The 16,823-nt window shown below is 34.2% G+C and carries 14 protein-coding genes and 1 riboswitch; of the genes, 9 read left to right on the forward strand and 5 right to left on the reverse strand.

Annotation, left to right across the window (positions count from 1 at the left end):
* The first annotated feature begins 124 nt into the window (after positions 1 to 124).
* On the forward strand, positions 125 to 1,447 hold the full coding sequence (locus JF75_RS00880; RefSeq protein WP_046331460.1) for a replication-associated recombination protein A: 1,323 nt from the start codon (positions 125 to 127) through the stop codon (positions 1,445 to 1,447).
* Positions 1,448 to 1,647: 200 nt separating this feature from the next.
* On the opposite strand, the gene JF75_RS00885 is transcribed toward JF75_RS00880, so the two are convergent.
* A complete protein-coding gene (locus tag JF75_RS00885) occupies positions 1,648 to 1,959 on the reverse strand; it encodes a hypothetical protein (protein ID WP_046331461.1) in 312 nt (103 codons plus the stop codon).
* A gap of 379 nt (positions 1,960 to 2,338) precedes the next feature.
* On the opposite strand from JF75_RS00885, the gene JF75_RS00890 reads away from it, so the two are divergent.
* Positions 2,339 to 2,710, forward strand: coding sequence for a hypothetical protein (locus tag JF75_RS00890; protein ID WP_046331462.1), 372 nt, complete (start codon positions 2,339 to 2,341; stop codon positions 2,708 to 2,710).
* Positions 2,711 to 3,019: 309 nt separating this feature from the next.
* On the opposite strand, the gene JF75_RS00895 is transcribed toward JF75_RS00890, so the two are convergent.
* Both JF75_RS00895 and JF75_RS00900 read right to left on the reverse strand, forming a co-directional pair.
* Complete coding sequence (locus tag JF75_RS00895; protein ID WP_046331463.1) at positions 3,020 to 3,835, reverse strand: alpha/beta hydrolase fold domain-containing protein; 816 nt, start codon at positions 3,833 to 3,835, stop codon at positions 3,020 to 3,022.
* The gene (locus tag JF75_RS00900) at positions 3,825 to 5,405 is read right to left on the reverse strand and encodes a PucR family transcriptional regulator (RefSeq protein WP_046331464.1); all 1,581 of its coding nucleotides are present in this window, start codon (positions 5,403 to 5,405) and stop codon (positions 3,825 to 3,827) included. Before JF75_RS00900 ends, JF75_RS00895 begins: the two co-directional genes overlap by 11 nt.
* A 142-nt stretch (positions 5,406 to 5,547) precedes the next feature.
* Here JF75_RS00900 and JF75_RS10310 point away from each other — a divergent pair, with 142 nt between their 5' ends.
* The 7 genes from JF75_RS10310 (at position 5,548) to JF75_RS10315 (ending at position 14,056) form a co-directional block, all read left to right on the forward strand.
* A complete protein-coding gene (locus JF75_RS10310; protein WP_084605672.1) occupies positions 5,548 to 8,565 on the forward strand; it encodes a bifunctional FdrA/YlbE family protein in 3,018 nt (1,005 codons plus the stop codon).
* 64 nt (positions 8,566 to 8,629) lie between these two features.
* Positions 8,630 to 9,391 carry an oxamate carbamoyltransferase subunit AllH family protein gene (locus JF75_RS00915; protein ID WP_141639300.1) on the forward strand — a complete coding sequence of 254 codons (762 nt, stop codon included), beginning with the start codon at positions 8,630 to 8,632 and terminating at the stop codon, positions 9,389 to 9,391.
* Positions 9,392 to 9,410: 19 nt separating this feature from the next.
* On the forward strand, positions 9,411 to 10,652 hold the full coding sequence (locus JF75_RS00920) for an MFS transporter (protein WP_046331466.1): 1,242 nt from the start codon (positions 9,411 to 9,413) through the stop codon (positions 10,650 to 10,652).
* The gene (gene arcC, locus JF75_RS00925; protein WP_034980851.1) at positions 10,652 to 11,587 is read left to right on the forward strand and encodes a carbamate kinase; all 936 of its coding nucleotides are present in this window, start codon (positions 10,652 to 10,654) and stop codon (positions 11,585 to 11,587) included. Before JF75_RS00920 ends, arcC begins: the two co-directional genes overlap by 1 nt.
* An 18-nt stretch (positions 11,588 to 11,605) precedes the next feature.
* Positions 11,606 to 12,826, forward strand: a complete 1,221-nt coding sequence (locus JF75_RS00930) for a dicarboxylate/amino acid:cation symporter (RefSeq protein ID WP_046331467.1) — start codon at positions 11,606 to 11,608, stop codon at positions 12,824 to 12,826.
* Positions 12,827 to 13,138: 312 nt separating this feature from the next.
* Entirely contained in the window at positions 13,139 to 13,804 is a 666-nt protein-coding gene (locus JF75_RS00935; RefSeq protein ID WP_167334204.1) for an alpha/beta fold hydrolase, read from the forward strand.
* A gap of 24 nt (positions 13,805 to 13,828) precedes the next feature.
* Positions 13,829 to 14,056 carry an alpha/beta fold hydrolase gene (locus JF75_RS10315; RefSeq protein WP_052726842.1) on the forward strand — a complete coding sequence of 76 codons (228 nt, stop codon included), beginning with the start codon at positions 13,829 to 13,831 and terminating at the stop codon, positions 14,054 to 14,056.
* Between the two features lie 66 nt (positions 14,057 to 14,122).
* Here the strand turns inward: JF75_RS10315 and JF75_RS00940 are convergent, their stop codons facing one another.
* A complete protein-coding gene (locus JF75_RS00940; RefSeq protein WP_046331468.1) occupies positions 14,123 to 14,872 on the reverse strand; it encodes an amino acid ABC transporter ATP-binding protein in 750 nt (249 codons plus the stop codon).
* On the reverse strand, positions 14,872 to 16,497 hold the full coding sequence (locus tag JF75_RS00945; RefSeq protein WP_046331469.1) for an ABC transporter substrate-binding protein/permease: 1,626 nt from the start codon (positions 16,495 to 16,497) through the stop codon (positions 14,872 to 14,874). Before JF75_RS00945 ends, JF75_RS00940 begins: the two co-directional genes overlap by 1 nt.
* Positions 16,498 to 16,605: 108 nt before the next feature.
* Positions 16,606 to 16,782, reverse strand: a riboswitch (Lysine riboswitch).
* Positions 16,783 to 16,823: the final 41 nt, after the last annotated feature.

Genomic DNA, 16,823 nt, shown 5'->3' on the forward strand with positions numbered 1-16,823 from the left:
TAATTATAACGCAAACTAGTTAGTAAAATCAGAGCAAACAGACGTTCATTTGTTTTTGCTAGCGGCCAAATACTTGTATAATTAGGTTAGTAAGTATCTAGAAGTAAATAAAGAAGATGTAATGATGAAGCAAGAATCATTATTTGCAAATAGTGGGCAAAATGAACCATTGGCTAACCGTGTACGCCCCCAAAACTTAGACCAGTTTGTAGGACAAGAACAGCTGCTGGGACCGGGAAAAATATTGCGGGAAATCATTGATAATGACCAGGTTTCCTCAATGATTTTTTGGGGACCACCGGGAGTCGGCAAAACGACTTTGGCTGAAATAATTGCCCGGCAGAGTCAGGCGAGCTTTTTTAATTTTAGTGCGGTTGACAGCAGCATTACTAAAATCCGCAAAATTATGAAGCAGGCTGAAGCCGAACATGAAGTAGGGCAAAAAACACTGGTATTTGTAGATGAAATCCATCGTTTTAATAAAGCACAACAAGATGCTTTTTTGCCTTACGTTGAACGCGGTAGTATTACGTTAATTGGTGCCACGACCGAAAATCCTTCCTTTGAAGTTAACTCGGCGCTGCTTTCACGCTGCAAGGTTTTTGTCTTAAAACCGCTTGAAGTCAAAGATATTATCAAGCTATTGCAAAATGCTTTGCATAACCCTAATGGCTTTGGCAAGTTAACCGTTAAAATCAGTAAGCAAGAGATTAAAGCCATTGCCAAATTTGCTAACGGTGATGCCAGAACTGCTTTAAATACGCTGGAGATGGCAGTTTTAAACGGCAACAAAAGTGGTAATACGATTGCTGTGACTATGGACGGTTTGGGACAATTAATTACCCAAAAGTCGGTCCTGTATGATAAAGACGGAGAAGAACACTACAATATCATCTCCGCTTTGCATAAATCGATGCGTAACAGCGATGTAGATGCGGCAATTTATTGGCTGTCGCGCATGCTTGAGGGGGGAGAAGATCCGCTTTATATAGCACGTAGACTAGTGCGGTTTGCCAGTGAAGATATTGGCTTGGCTGATACTAATGCACTGAATGTCGCGGTCAATGTCTTTCAGGCTTGTCAATTTATAGGGATGCCAGAATGTGATGTGCATTTGACGGAAGCAGTGATCTATCTGTCACTTGCGCCAAAGTCAAATGCAGTTTATAAAGCTAGATTAGCCGCTGAAGAAGACGTTAAGAAGACGATAGATGAACCAGTGCCTTTGCAAATTCGCAACGCCCCGACTAAGTTGATGAAAGATTTAGGCTATGGTAAAGGTTACCAGCTGGCGCATTATGCTAAAGACAAGTTAACAACAATGAAAACTATGCCACCGAGTTTAGAGGGACACGAATATTATTTGCCAACCTCGCAGGGTCATGAAGACCGCTTTAAAAAGAGGCTGGAACAGATTAAAGAATGGCACAAAGAACACGATAAATAGCGCTCAGATTTTAAAGTCTAACCTCATTAGTTTTAATTACCGGGACACTAAAAGAATAATATAACAGATCGATTAGCTAGATGATGAATTAAGCGGACACTGCTATTTGAGCATCAACTAAAAAGCAGGCAAACCACAAATTAAGTGGTTTGCCTGTTTTGATGCTCTTTCTTTTCTGTGGCGATATTTATTTAAATTCATTATTTGATAAAAAGCATGTTGCCTGAAGCCCACATAATATAAAAAAACAGAATAACACAAATTATTAGTGCTAATCGCCAACCTAAAACCAAACTTATAATAAAGGTAATATGTTTGTGCTGAAAAAATGTTGTCAATACTTCCGCTAAAGCTGATAGTAGAAGACCTAAGGCGCCAATGCTTAAATCAACAGATTTGAAAAACGGTAAGATTAAAACCAATAAGAATGTGCCTAATACAATAAACCATAAATGTTTATAGCCATGATCTATTAGCAGTTGTTCTTTCATCGTAGTCTGGTTTTTGATCATTATTAATAGCTCCAATCATGATATTGCCAAGATTTATTATGCACAAAGCAATATTAAATTTTCACAGATACCAGCTTTTCTATGTCTCTCTGAATTTTTTTCAGATACAAAAAAGCAGTTTTAATTTAACTTAAAACTTCAGTTATATCTATGATAATAATAACTTATAGGTTAGTACATAACTATTAAGTGTAAAGTTAGTAATTAAAATTAAATTAAATTTATTGCCAAATATTATAAGAATAAGCGCAGTACTTATTATTTTTTATGATTTAATCGCAATTACTGATTATACTGTTGATTAAAATTATATTTCATTTATAATTATATAATAATTAAAATAATTTAAAAAAGAAAGATTATAGGAAATGAGATGAAAATGAAATTATCAAGAGCTGGTTTACTATTGTTGTGTCCATTTGGAATGGCGCTTTTTTTCTCCGATAAGCCGAATTTTAACTTAATATGGTCAATTAGTGCGTTCATCATGACAATAATTGCTACAGCTTGGTTTGAAGTAAAAGAAGATACATTTATTGACCAAGTCGAAAATGACTTAATTTACTGTATGGTATTACAAGGCGCACCTATTAGTTTTGAAACTTTATATTTGTTAAATATGACAGATGAGCAAGAAGACCACCCGCTATTGATACTCTTTATTATTGTTTTAAATTTAATCTGTGTGTTCTTATTTGACTATTTAATTAATCGAGTTAAATTTTACAAAGTTGAAGATAAAAATGATTAGAATTTAACATAATTTGAGTACTAAGCTATTAAAATGCTTGGTACTTTTTTTCTAGCATAAATTTCGTCAGACTATTTGATATATACAGATTTCTCATTTTTGCAACAATACTAAATTCTTATAGAAGTTAATATTCCTGAATCTATTTGACATCCTTATCAATATAAGTGTTGGACATAGGAAATAATGAATTGATTACGCAACTAATTATACTGTTACATTAAAACAAATACTTTTCTGTTCCTGAATCAAGATTTAAAGAAGTGAAAACCTGAAAAATTATAATTTTGATTTTTATCAGTGAGCTTATTAAATCCAATTTTCTAAATTTTGTAATACTTTTTGTACTTGAGGATTGTCTATCTCTTTTAAAAAATCGTGATCTAAGTAATAAAGCGGGTAAAAAACATTATTTGGGGAGAGATCTTTTAATGATTTGCTGTACTTAAAGGGAACTTCTTTGTCTGATATACTGGCAGCGGAAAAGATAGGAGGAAATTTTTTTAACTCCTCTTTAGTAATTGAATATTTGCTAACTTTGTTTTCCTTGATATCATAAGCTTTTTGCAACTCACCTTTTTCTACTAAATATAAATATAGGGGGTATCTGGACAAAGCCGAGTCATCATGAATAAAGTTAGTTGTATTTATTGAGAGAATCAATTCTTTTGAAATAGGTTTATCTGTTAGTTTTTTACTCCGATTGCTATCTTTGAGATCATAATAGCCATAAAAATTAATAATCTTAGTGGGATTTTTAATAGTGTTTAGTTTGATAATCTGGTTAGCTAACAAGAACATAATGAAGCTCCCAGCCGAACGACCACATAACATGTAATTGAAATTTTGTGGCTTAATTATAGTTTGATATAATTCTAAGAATGATTGTAAAGAAGTTTCTAAAATTGTATTTAAGGATGAATTTGGAGCTAATGGGTAATCTAGAGCAATAACTTCAACCCCCTTTTTTAAGAAAGTACTAGTTAAAGCATATGGAATATCGTTTCGTGTTCCATATATTAAACCACCTCCGTGAAAATAAATTAAGATGTTAGAAACTGGGCTTTCAGGCATCCATATAGTGTATTGCATTGAATTTGATAATTTTTGAATATTAGGTTTCATTATTTTTCTCCATACTAAGTAAATAAGTTGAAATTTGATAATTGATCAAGTCGATCTGATTTTCAAAATCAATGTGTAATAAATTTTGAATCTTTTTTATCCTATAACGCACTGTTTTTTCATGTACAAATAGTATTTCAGATGCTTTTTTGTAATTTTTGTTGCTATCAAAAAACACTTTTAGCGTTCTAAATAAATCATTATTTTTCTTCTTTAAATCTATCAGGTTTTGCGGGATAAATTTATTTAAAGCATTAGGATTTTTAACTGATAAAAAGTATCTAAATATTCCTAAGTGTTCTATTGAAAAAGCGTGACCAATGAAAATTTTTGAATTGAAACTCAAGGCTTTTAAGCATTCATCTAAAATAGTTTGCATGTTGCGTCTTGTTTTGACTGAGCTAATAACAACTGAAAGATTTGCGTGAAGGTTAAAATATTTAGACAATTTCTTTTCAATTATTTCTGAGTTTAGCTGATTGGAGAGGGCTTCAATATTAAAAAGTATGATTATATAATCACGATGTTCAGAATAAATACTATATCTTTCACAATTTTGAAGTATTGTTCTGATATTATAAAGCTCTATTTTGCTCAAATCTGAAGTAAAAAAAGCACAGGCTTGATAATATTTATAATGGTTTAAATTAACTTCGTCTAATAAAGTTTCGAGTTCTCTGTCGTCTAAAACAGGATATTGCAATATAGTGTCTGCAATATTGTTAAAATGAGCATATTCTTTTTGCTTTAGGGCATACTCTGTTTGTAATTTATTTTGAATAATATCAATAAAATTTTCGAAAATCATTGTATCTGATTCACTTAATTTTTGAGAATCATGAATTACTAACAATGAATTATTTTCAGTTGTATTGTTATTTGTAAATTCAATTTTTGTAGCATTATATGTTCGATAATTATCAAATGATTCAAGTCTAAATAAATAATATTTATTTTTGACAAATTCAGAATCTTCTTCCGTATAAGGTCTCCCTTCATCAATCACTACATTTTTAGGCATGTCTTTGCTTCTATAATAGGTCGAGTTTGATGCTAAATATAACAAGCAGGGATAGTGAGTTATATTATTAAACTCTCTTAGTAAAACTTCGTAAGAGACAAAACTATCAGCTAAAGGTATCAACCTCTGTCTTGTTTTGTAGTAGTTTTCCAAAACTAGTGATTGATTATTTAAAATTGGTTGATATATCGCTAATAAAATTTTTTCATAATTTAACTCAGTACCAACTTTGATTAACGGAATTCTATATTTATAGCACAAGTTTATAAACCAACGTGGTACCAATTTAATAAGTCTATCAACTTTTACTATAATACCGCTAATTCCGATCTTCACCATCTTTTTAAAAAAAGTATTCACTTCGTCATATGACAATTTCTGTAAAGCATAAAAAGATGTTAAAATCATTTGATTTTTACGTGACCATTTTTCTATGTCTAAAGCTTCTAATACCATTACTGAATTAATCTCAGTGTTTTTTTTCAAATTTGGTGTTAGAAGCTTGCTTTCTTTAAAAATAGGTAATTCTAACAGATCGTATAGTTTCATACTAAATCTCCTTAAATTATTTTTCCTTATCCATTTGGATAAAAAAAGACTAAATAGTTTTACTTTTTTACCATTGTAAGCGCTTATTGGCTTCCATACAATGTGAATTGTAAAACTTAATAAATAAATTGGAGGTATGAAAATGCTTAAGACGGTGATCTTAAAAGATAACTATCAAGATTCAATTAATCTTATGTTATTGACAAATAAGATTAATGATTTGTCTGAAGTTCAGATGAGTCAAATAATGATGGGTACAGAAGCCAACAAGGATATTTTAAATAATACTAATTTATTGACTGAAGAAGCTGAAGCTGCATCACCTAACGACTTAATGATAGTTGTTAGAAGTGATAATGATAAAGTTATGGATAAGGTTTTACCAGCAGTCCATTCATTTCTTGAAGATCTTTCTACTAAAAAAGATGATTCAGGTAATGAAATTGAATCAGTAGATAATTGGGATGATGCTCTAAAGGCAATGCCTGATGCAAATTTAGCCCTATTTAGTATTCCTGGAGAGTATGGTGCTCCGGAAATGGAAAAGGCTTTAAGACATGATTTAAATGTGTTCTCTTTCACAGATAATGTCTCTATAGAAGATGAAGTCAAACTAAAAAAGCTGGCTCATGAAAAGGGACTTTTAATGATGGGTCCCGATTGTGGCACAGGAATTATTTCAAGTATTCCATTAGCATTTACTAATGTTGTATCACCAGGCAATATTGGTATTGTCGGAGCATCAGGTACTGGAATTCAAGAAGTAACTACTATTATAGACAGACTGGGCAATGGTGTTATCCACGCTATTGGTACTGGTGGACGCGATTTGAGCGACAAAGTAGATGCAATTACTGTTAAAGATGCTATTGCAGCTTTAGAAGATCACGAACCTACAGACGTTATTTGTGTCATATCTAAGCCACCTGCAAAGGAAGTTAGAGATGAAGTTATGGAAATCCTTGAAAGCTGTAATAAACCGGTTGTTGCAGACTTTCTAGGTGAAAGACCTACCCATTATGAGGGTAATGTGTACTTAGCACATACATTGGAAGAGACAGCAAAAATTGCAGTTGACTTAGCAGCAGGTCAAAAAGTTAAAGAGAATTATTTTGAAAAAGTTGAATTACCAGCTAATGTAAAAACTTTATCAAAAGATAAAACTATTAAGGGATTATATTCTGGCGGTACTTTAGCTAATGAAGCCGGCATGTTAATTTCTGAAGCACTTGACTTAGGTCATTTGACTAAAGAAGAAGGTTATATTCTAAAAACAGATGGATATGATGTCATTGACTTGGGAGATGATGTTTATACCCAAGGTAAGCCACACCCAATGATTGATCCTGAGGTTCGCATTAATAAGATGCGCGAATATTGTCAAGATCCACATACAGGTGTTATTTTGCTTGATGTTGTTTTGGGTTATGGTGCAAGTGATGACATGGCAGGTGCTTTAATTCCTGTAATTGATGAAGAAAAAGCCAAGGCTCAGAAAGAAGGCAGACCACTTTACTTTGTGGCTACAGTTGTAGGAACTAATAAAGATCCACAAAACTATGACGAAACAGTTGAACGCTTAAAAAATCATGGAGTTTTGGTTCAAAAGAGTAATGCAAAAGCTGTTCAATTAGCTTTGAAATTAAAGGGAATACAGATATCTGAACCAGATAAGAAAGTCGTACCTTATACTGGTAAAAAGGTTGCTTTACCAAAAGTTAATGATAATGTAAAAGAATTATTAACCACAAAACCTAGAGTAATTAATGTAGGTATTAGTAGTTTTAATGAATCAATCGTCAAATATGGCGGCAAAACTGTTCAATTTAATTGGAAACCACGTGCTAATGGCAATAAGCGAATGATCAGGTTGCTCGATGCCTTAGAAAAATATGATGATGAAATTGATAGAGATAATGATAAAGTAATCCAAAGATTTAAGGATGCTAAGCCTTTCTTAGTTGACGTGGTTCCAGCTAAGACAGTTATCCCAGAATTGAATACAGAAAATAAAACGCTGTTACATGCAGGCCCACCAATTACCTATAAAGAAATGACAGGTCCAATGCAAGGTTCATGTGTTGGTGCGGCTATATTTGAAGGCTGGGCAGAAAATGAATCTGAGGCTCGAAAGTTATTGGAAAATGGAGAAGTAAAATTAATGCCTTGTCATTCTGTTCATGCAGTAGGACCAATGGGAGGCATTACCTCAGGTAATATGCCTGTAGTTATTGTTGAAAACAGATTGGACAATACAAGAGCATATTGTACCTTGAACGAAGGTATTGGGAAGGTATTAAGATTTGGTGCATATTCTCAAGAGGTTATTGATCGTTTAGTTTGGATGAGGGATGTTCTAGGCCCAGTTTTATCAAAAGCTTTGAAGAAAACTGATGATGGTCTTAACTTAAATGTCTTAATTGCTCGCTCAATTACAATGGGTGATGAATTTCATCAAAGGAATATTGCTGCTTCAGCTAACTTCTTATGTGCAATGGCACCACTTATTACCGAACTGGATATCAGTAAAAAAGACAAATATGACGTGATTAAATTCTTGGCAGATACAGATCAATTTTTCCTTAACATTATGATGGCTACTGGTAAGTCAATTGCCGATGCTGCTAGAAAGTACCAAAAAGGAACCATTGTAACTGCCATGGCTAGAAATGGACGTGACTTTGGTATCCGAATTGCTGGTATGGGTGACCAATGGTTTAAGGCACCTGTTAATACTCCTAAAGGTCTTTACTTTGCAGGATTTTCTGAAGATGATGCGAATCCGGATATTGGTGACTCTTCAATTACAGAAACTGTGGGAGTCGGTGGTATGGCCATGGTAGCAGCCCCTGGTGTAACCAGATTTGTTGGTGCCGGCGGATTTGAAGATGCATTGAGAATTTCTAACTCGATGGAAAAAATTAATACAACTCATAATCCTAATTGGACCATTCCAACTTGGGACTTTAAGGGTACAAATTTAGGTATTGATATTAGAAAAGTTGTGGAAACAGGAATTGAGCCAATTATTAATACTGGTATTGCACATAAAAAACCAGGTGTCGGTCAAATTGGTGCTGGTACTGTTAAAGCTCCTCTAGCATGCTTTGAAAAAGCTCTGGAAGCTTATGCTGAAACTCTAGGTGTCACAGTTGACTGACTCATGCGTTGTCCAAATTAGTAGTTACATCTATCCCATTGACAAATTTGGCAAAATTGGCAGAGTGCATTCGATTTTTGCACATTCACTTAACATTCAAGTTGGTTTGCGACTAATAAATATTAGTTGCTTTGATAATTACTTGTCTTGCTTTGGCATAAATATTTCTGAAAAAAATTTAAAGTCAGTTATCCAAAGTGTAACCGAAAACAATATAGTCAAATTTTTGGATAATTATATAATTTTTTATACGCAAGACGGAATTAAAAGAGTCGATATTAGAAACTCTAATATAATCAAATTAAAAATTAAACCTCTAAATTATTTTCCAGAAAAGGGATTAAAGAAAACTTTAAAAGCCTTAAACAAGTATAAAGTAGATCAAAAAATCGGGATTCCTAGTGATGATTTATTAAGTGAATTCTCTAATGAAATGACTACATTTAAGGACCTTAATCCAGAGCAAATTGTTACTTGGCTGCTTGGTAGAGGAAAGGGATTAACTCCAAGTGGTGATGATATTCTTTGTGGATATATTTTCATACTATTGCTAGTCGATAAAGCAAATACCTATTTAGCTAGTTTTGTTAAACAAATAAGGAATAATCTAAAGCTTACTACAGACGTTAGTAAAGCTTATCTAATCTGTGTAACGCAAGGATATGTTAATTCCAAAGTTTATCAATTATACAAATCCTTTAAAAACCATAATTTTAAAGATATAGACAGTGAGCTAAATTCCATTCTCGAAATTGGTCATACATCGGGCAAAGATTTGAGTTATGGAATTAAACTAGGAATTTTAGCTAGTTTAAACACTCCTTAGTCTATGAAAGGAGCGAATAATGAAAAAAGATGAAGAGGGCGTAAAAGTTTCTAAAAACTATTGGATAAGGGTTGTCATTATATTTTTCCTGGGCTGGATACTGATGTATGGCACACGAACCATTTTCAATCCTATTATGGGTATCGTTGGCAAACAATTTGGCTTAAACAACACACAGCTGGGATTGGCAAATAGTATCTTCTTTTTAACTTATGCTATTTTTCAGGTACCATTTGGTGCTTTGGGTGATAAGTATGGAAGAAAATTAGTTATTACCATTGGTTTTATTGTATTGGCTGTAATGAGCTGGCTATCAGGAATTGCCGCAAGTTTTACTTTGTTTTTAGTTATTAGAGCCATTGCGGGTGTAGGCCAAGCCTCATATTATGGTCCACAATATGCTTTATCTTCAGAAGCTATTCCGGAAGATAAACTCACTTTAGGTACCGCAATTATCAATTCTGGTATGGCCTTTGGTACTTCTGGTGGATATTTACTTTCAAGTTATTTGGTTTTACAAAACCATCAAAGTTGGAAAGTACCTTTCTTTGTGGTAGCAATTCCAACATTCATCCTAGCAATATTGTTCTTTACATGTTTAAAGGAGAAAGTTTATAGACCTAAGGAAAATGAAGAACAGGAGAAAGAACCAGGAGAGAAAGTCTCTCTTAAAAAAATTTTTACAGATAAGAATTTAGTCGCAGCCTTTATTCTTTGTTTCTGCAGTATTTACGCTAACTTTGTGATTATTACTTGGTTACCATCTTTCTTAATTTCCAACAGAGGTTTTCAAGGTGGCAGTGTAGGATTTATTTCTTCCTTGGTACCATGGGCTTCAATACCTGGAGCATTAATTTTTGCAAAATTAGCTGATAAAACTGGTAGTACTAAGAAATGGATATATATTTTAGTTCCACTTTCAATCATTTCAGTATTTGCAATTGCTTTCGTTTCTAATAAAACTTTGCTTATTGCAGTATTGATCTTATATGGCTTGACTGGCAAATTAGCGATTGATCCTATCATAGTGGCTTATGTAACTAAAAAAGCACCTTCGGGTTCTTTGTCAACTACATTAAGTGCCTACAACTTTATAGGTATGTCTGGTTCTATTTTGGCACCATATATTACTGGTTGGTTAGCAGATGTAACAGGACAAATGGAAATCGGCTTTTACTTAGGCTGTGGTCTACTCATAATTGGCTTGATTGTCTTTGCTGTATTGGCAACTGACTCTAAGAAAGGAGAGACAGCTGTATAATGGCAACTAGTGTAATTGCCCTTGGCGGAAATGCGATCTTGGAAAAGGATCCCACAGATATTGGGCAAAAAGAAACGGTTAATAGGGCTACACGATATATTGTTGAATATATTATGGCAGGAAATAAGGTGGCAATTTGCCACGGAAATGGGCCTCAAGTAGGTAATTTGTTATTGCAGCAAAGTGCTGCTAATTCAAAAAAGAATCCAGCATTTAAGCTGGATACTTGTGGGGCTATGACTGAAGGTAGCATTGGCTACTGGATTCAACAGGGCTTGGACAATGCGTCTCAAGAGCTGGGTGAAAATGTTAAGTCCCTGACTGTTATTACTCAATCTGAAGTTGATAAAAACGATCCTTCATTTAAATCTCCGAGCAAGCCTATAGGTCCTTTTTATACTAAAGAAGAAGTGGTTGAGCTTCAAAGAAACAGTAATGATACATTTATTGAAGACGCGGGTCGTGGCTATAGAAAAGTTGTACCTTCTCCTAAGCCAGTAAAAATAGTTGAAGGGGATATTATTAAGGATACTGTTAACGCTGGCATTGTACCAATCGTTGCCGGTGGTGGCGGTATACCAGTTATTATAGAAGAAAATAAAATTAAAGGTGTAGAGGCTGTTATTGATAAGGACTTTGGCTCTGAAAAGGTTGCAGAAGGAATCTCAGCTGATAATTTAATAATTTTAACAGCCGTAGATAATGTTTACATCAATTTTGGAAAAAAAGATCAAAAAGCTTTGAATCATATTACAGTTTCTGAAGCTGAAATATATATAAAACAGGGACAATTTGCGAAAGGAAGTATGTTACCTAAGATTCAAGCAGCTATTTTGTTTGTTAAAAATCACCCAGATAGAAAAGCAATTATAACTTCAATTTCTAATTTACCAAATATTTCAGAAAATGTTGGAACCTTAATTACTGACAAATAAGGAAACGTAGGTGCTACCATGAGAAAAAAAGTAAAGTTGTCAATGGTTAATCAGATTTTGATAGCCGTTATTCTTGGTGTTATATTTGGGTTTGTATTACCTAGTTTTTCAGTTCAATTAAAGATAATTGGTGATATTTTTTTAAAATTAATGCAGATGTCCATACCAATTTTGGTACTGGGTCAAATAATTCAAGCAGTAGGAGGTATTAAACCTAATGAATTGAGCAAATTAGGAATTAAAACTATTGTCATTTTTGCAATCTCCTCATTACTTGCTGCTGCTTTCGGTGCATTAGTTGGAATATTATTTAAACCTGGAATTGGTGTGCATCTTACTAAGGTTGCTGAAAAAGCAATACATGTTAAGCCAGTTTCTTTAAGTGAAACAATTTTAAGCTTTTTTACTAGCAACATCTTCGAATCTTTATCTAATGGAACAATTATTCAGATTATTATTTTTGCGATATTTTTTGGTATTGGATTAAGCAAATTTATGGAGAAAAAGCCTAAATCAAAATTGCTTGACTTAATAATCGACTTTAATGATGTCATTATTCAATTAGTAACCTGTGTAATGTTCTTTGCACCAATAGGCATTTTTGCACTGATTGCTTCTACCATTAGCAATTTGGGCATTAAAATAATTTTGCCGCTCATAAAATACTTATTCTCCTATGGGTTTGCAACATTCGCTTATTTGTTAATTTGGATTGTAATTATATCTTTATATCTTAAAGTTAACCCAATTAAATTAATTAGCAATATGTCAGAAATGTCGCTTATGGCCTTAGCTACTACTTCCTCGGCAATTACTTTACCGATTGAAATGAATGAAGCTAAAAACAAACTGGGCTTAAAAGACAGAATTACTAACTTGGTTTTACCATTAGGCATGTCATTAAATTCTAATGGTTCTGCCATGCATATGGCCATAACGGTGATTACAATTGCGCAATTATATAATATTAACTTTACTTTAGATAAGGTATTTTATCTTATTGTAATATCAACATTTGTGTCACTTGCTAATGCTGTTGTTCCAGGAGCAGGTTTGGTTTCACTAGCAATAATTGTTCCTCAAATGGGATTACCAGTTGAAAGTATAGCAATTTTTGCAGGGGTCGAATGGTTCGTAGGGATGCTCAGAACTATTTTAAATGTTAATTCTGATGTTTATTCTGCACTAATGGTTGGAAAGTCAGCTGATGCCATTGATTATGAAGTATTTAATAAATAGGTGTAAGAAAGAAGTGATTTACTAAGTAAAAATACTGTCTATTCTTCTACAAATTCTCACTATTCTAACTAAGGACTGGGTCCGAAATAATATCGGTCTCAGTCCTTTTAATTATTATTGTTTTCTCAACTGGCTGTTCCAATAGCTTTTTTTAGTTTAGAGTAGTAAAAGTTACAAGCTTTTATTTGATAAAAATTGCGTCAGTCTTGTAAATATAATTTGCAATTTACAAAGCAGAGACATTAATAATATACTTAAATAAAGTAGCAGTGTATGCATAATAACAGTCGATTATATGAATATAGGCAAAAAATGAGTAGTACATCAGTAATAGAAAACGTAGAAATTAACGGCACTAAACTTTATTTTTCAATTAGTTCAAATCAAGGCCGGAAACCAATCATTTTATATTTGCATGGTGGACCGGGCGATGCCTGCATCCCCTTGACTAAAAAATTTAATAGCGAACTAGAAGATTATTTTATCTTTGTCAATCTGGAACAAAGAGGCAGTGGACTATCGTATTACAAATTCTCGCCTGAAGAAAACTTGTCTATTGACACCATCTTGGCAGATATTCATCAGTTTGTGCTTTATTTATTAAAACGGTTAAAACAGGATAAATTAATTATCATGGGTCATTCTTGGGGTACGGTTTTAGGACTCTATTTTATTCAAATGTATCCAGATTTGGTTACGCAATATATCGGAATTGGTCAAGTCGTTAATATGAAAAAGAATATTGACTTACAAAAAGCTTTTTTACGAACAAAAATGAAAAATACTGCCAAACTTGATCAACTTGATTTTGTACATGAACCAACTAAAGCCAGCCTCAAATTAACTAAAATGATTGTGGCTTATGGCGGTTCAATCTATGGCGCTAAAAACTACCGTAAATTAATTTGGCCGTTTATATCGGCTAAAGATTATTCTTTTAAAGACTTAATTCATCGTTTGCAGGGCTCGAAGCAGTAAATTCAATATTTTTGGGAAGAACTGATGGACGTTAATTTTGAAAATATCCTGCATTTTGCCATTCCCATCACTTTTTGTGAAGGCAGACATGACCATCATGTGTCCTCGCAATTGACTGCAGAATATGCTGCTAAAATTACTAGTCCGTGCAAATTGATTTGGTTTGACCATTCCGGTCATTTCCCGCAGTGGGAGGAGCCAACTAAATTTAATCAGGAAATTATTATGCTTTTAGAGTCACAAGCAAACTAAAAAACTGGCAAATCACGTTATTCATCACGTAGATTTACCAGTTTTTTTATATTTAATTAGACTTTATTAGTTATTCTGAAAATTACTTAAAAACTTCGCGGTTTTTTCATTTTGCGGGTGATTGAATAACTGATCAGGTTTACCTTGTTCAGTTATTACACCGTCGCTGATGAAAAACATTTGATCAGAAATTTCTTTAGCAAATGCCATTTCGTGGGTTACGATAATCATCGTTAAGCCTGTAGTAGCCAGGTTCTTCATGACGCTTAAAACTTCGCCGACCATTTCTGGATCCAAAGCACTAGTAGGCTCATCAAATAACAGAATTTCAGGATCCATGCAGATAGCACGGGCAATCGCGACCCTTTGTTGTTGGCCACCAGAAAGTTGGCTTGGTCTGGCATTAACGTATTGCTCCATACCCACCTTTTTCAGATTGGCCAGCGCAATTTTACGTGCCTCGTCTTTTGACCGTTTTAATACTAACTCTTGACCTACCATACAATTAGCTAAAACATTCTTGTTTTCAAACAAGTCAAATTGTTGGAAAACCATGCCGACTTTAGCACGATAAATATTGCGATTGTAGTTTGGTGCCAAAACATTTTCACCATGAAAATCAACTTCACCGGCAGTAGGTTCTTCAAGCAGGTTGATACAGCGCAAAGTAGTTGATTTACCGCCACCTGAAGGACCGATAATGGTGGCAATTTCACCTTTGTTTATATCAAAAGAAATATCTTTCAAAACTTGGTGTTCACCGAATGTTTTCTTAATGTGCTTTAAACTTAAAATAGTTTCGTTTGATTCAGTCATTAGTTCTTAGCCTCCATGTCTTTTGGTGTGCCAACTTGAACTTGGTTTGCCATTAAGTTGTAATTCTTACTTCCTTGGAGGTGTTTTTCAATTAAGTTGAATATTCTGGTAATGGTAAAGGTCAAGATGAGGTAGATAGCAGAAATTGTTAAATAAGTTGGGAAGAACTTAAATGTCTGACTCGCAATCGTTGAACCGACGAAGAACAACTCTGATACAGAGATGATGCTCAAAACTGAGGTATCCTTGATGTTAACGATAAATTCGTTAGTAATTGAAGGCAAGCAGTTCTTGATTGCTTGTGGCAAAATAATATGCCACATTCTTTGATTATGAGTCATTCCCAGCGCGCTGGCTGCCTCAAACTGACCTTCGGGTGTAGAAATAATTCCTCCCCTAATAATTTCGGCTAAATATGCTCCAGTGTTAATGGAAACAATGATTAGTGCGGCGACCGTTCTGTCAATGTTCAGGTGCCAGAATTGGGCAATACCATAGTAAATAACAGCAGCTTGAACCATCATTGGCGTACCACGGAAAATTTCAATATAAACTGAAAGCAGCCAGTTGACAAACTTGAGCAGCCATCTTTTACCACCGGTTGTTGGTGTAGGAATAGTTCTCACAATACCAACGGCCAATCCAATAAAGAAGCCCGCTATAGTACCTACAGAAGCTAGAAGAAGCGTCATGCCGATACCATTTAAGATCATGCCGCCATATTGGCGCCACATAGATACTAACCAAGGCTCTGACTTAGCCTTTTTGCCTTTTTTATCATTATCAGTTTTAGGCTGTTGCTTGACAGCTTCAGTCATTAATCTGACTCTTTTTGCTTGAGGAATAGTAGCTAATATTTGGTTGACACTCTTGAGCAGCGCCTTGTTAGGCTTGGCAATTCCGATTGAGGTAACAGATTCTTCCTTAGTAGCGTGGAAACCAGCCATTTTGCTGACAGGAATTGACTTAATGTCAGGGTCAACCATCTTAAAAGAAGTTGATTCAGTATCTTCGGCAACATAGCCGTCAATAGTACCGGAGATTAAACTTTGTCGCATTGCCGCAAAATCGCGCATAGCCGGTTGTCTCTTAGCACCCTTTAACTGCTTGATCAGGTCATAGTGGAAAGTACCTTGTTGCGCCGTTAATTTTGCACCCTTAAAGTCGATCAGCTTTTTAGCGTTAGCGTATCTGCTGTTAATCTTGGTAATTACCACAAAAGTACTGTTTCTATAAGGCTTAGAGAAATTAATGGCCTTTTCACGTTCAGCTGTTGGGCTCATCCCAGCGATAATCAAATCAGCTTTGCCACTGGTCAAAGCGGGGAGTAAACCATCCCATTCAGTCTTAACAACTTCTACTTTTCTATGTAATTCTTGACCAATAATTTTGGCAATTTTAACGTCATAACCATTGGCGTATTCTTTTGAGCCCTCAATTGGCACAGCACCGTTGGCATTATTAGTCTGTGTCCAATTGTACGGCTGATAATTAGCTTCCATGGCGACTTTTAGTGTACCGTCGTCCTTTTTGGCATTAACTTCATTCAGGCTAAAATCAGCCCCAATGCCTAAACAAGTGAATAAGGCAACTAAGGTCGCCAACCACTTAAATCTTGACTTCATTTTGAAAACCTCCACAAAATATGTTTCAAATAAAGCCAACACAATAAAAGCGTAAATAAAAACCTCGCTGTTACGCAAAACAACGAGGTTATAATCTATTTTTTAAACAAATCATATAGCGCTCCCTGGAGATGAACCAGGACAGTCTGCAAAATATTCTCTTGCAGCCCAACAAGAAGATTGAAACGAACAATATTCTTGTTTCGGCGGTAATTCTTACGCTAATCTTCAAAGTGTTCGCTCACTCAGATTAGTTTCGTAACAACCGCGACCTCTATTGCATTGGAAATTATTTAACTTAGAAAAATAATAGGCTATTAAGAGTG

Origin of the sequence: Lactobacillus kimbladii (assembly GCF_000970755.1) — a bacterium.
GTDB lineage: Bacteria > Bacillota > Bacilli > Lactobacillales > Lactobacillaceae > Lactobacillus > Lactobacillus kimbladii.

What these genes read in the sequence shown, in the direction of transcription:
- JF75_RS00880 (WP_046331460.1), top strand. Translation starts at nt 125, where the DNA reads ATGAAGCAAGAATCATTATTTGCAAATAGTGGGCAAAATGAACCATTG.
- JF75_RS00885 (WP_046331461.1), bottom strand. Translation starts at nt 1,959, where the DNA reads ATGATCAAAAACCAGACTACGATGAAAGAACAACTGCTAATAGATCAT.
- JF75_RS00890 (WP_046331462.1), top strand. Translation starts at nt 2,339, where the DNA reads ATGAAATTATCAAGAGCTGGTTTACTATTGTTGTGTCCATTTGGAATG.
- JF75_RS00895 (WP_046331463.1), bottom strand. Translation starts at nt 3,835, where the DNA reads ATGAAACCTAATATTCAAAAATTATCAAATTCAATGCAATACACTATA.
- JF75_RS00900 (WP_046331464.1), bottom strand. Translation starts at nt 5,405, where the DNA reads ATGAAACTATACGATCTGTTAGAATTACCTATTTTTAAAGAAAGCAAG.
- JF75_RS10310 (WP_084605672.1), top strand. Translation starts at nt 5,548, where the DNA reads ATGCTTAAGACGGTGATCTTAAAAGATAACTATCAAGATTCAATTAAT.
- JF75_RS00920 (WP_046331466.1), top strand. Translation starts at nt 9,411, where the DNA reads ATGAAAAAAGATGAAGAGGGCGTAAAAGTTTCTAAAAACTATTGGATA.
- arcC (WP_034980851.1), top strand. Translation starts at nt 10,652, where the DNA reads ATGGCAACTAGTGTAATTGCCCTTGGCGGAAATGCGATCTTGGAAAAG.
- JF75_RS00930 (WP_046331467.1), top strand. Translation starts at nt 11,606, where the DNA reads ATGAGAAAAAAAGTAAAGTTGTCAATGGTTAATCAGATTTTGATAGCC.
- JF75_RS00935 (WP_167334204.1), top strand. Translation starts at nt 13,139, where the DNA reads ATGAGTAGTACATCAGTAATAGAAAACGTAGAAATTAACGGCACTAAA.
- JF75_RS10315 (WP_052726842.1), top strand. Translation starts at nt 13,829, where the DNA reads ATGGACGTTAATTTTGAAAATATCCTGCATTTTGCCATTCCCATCACT.
- JF75_RS00940 (WP_046331468.1), bottom strand. Translation starts at nt 14,872, where the DNA reads ATGACTGAATCAAACGAAACTATTTTAAGTTTAAAGCACATTAAGAAA.
- JF75_RS00945 (WP_046331469.1), bottom strand. Translation starts at nt 16,497, where the DNA reads ATGAAGTCAAGATTTAAGTGGTTGGCGACCTTAGTTGCCTTATTCACT.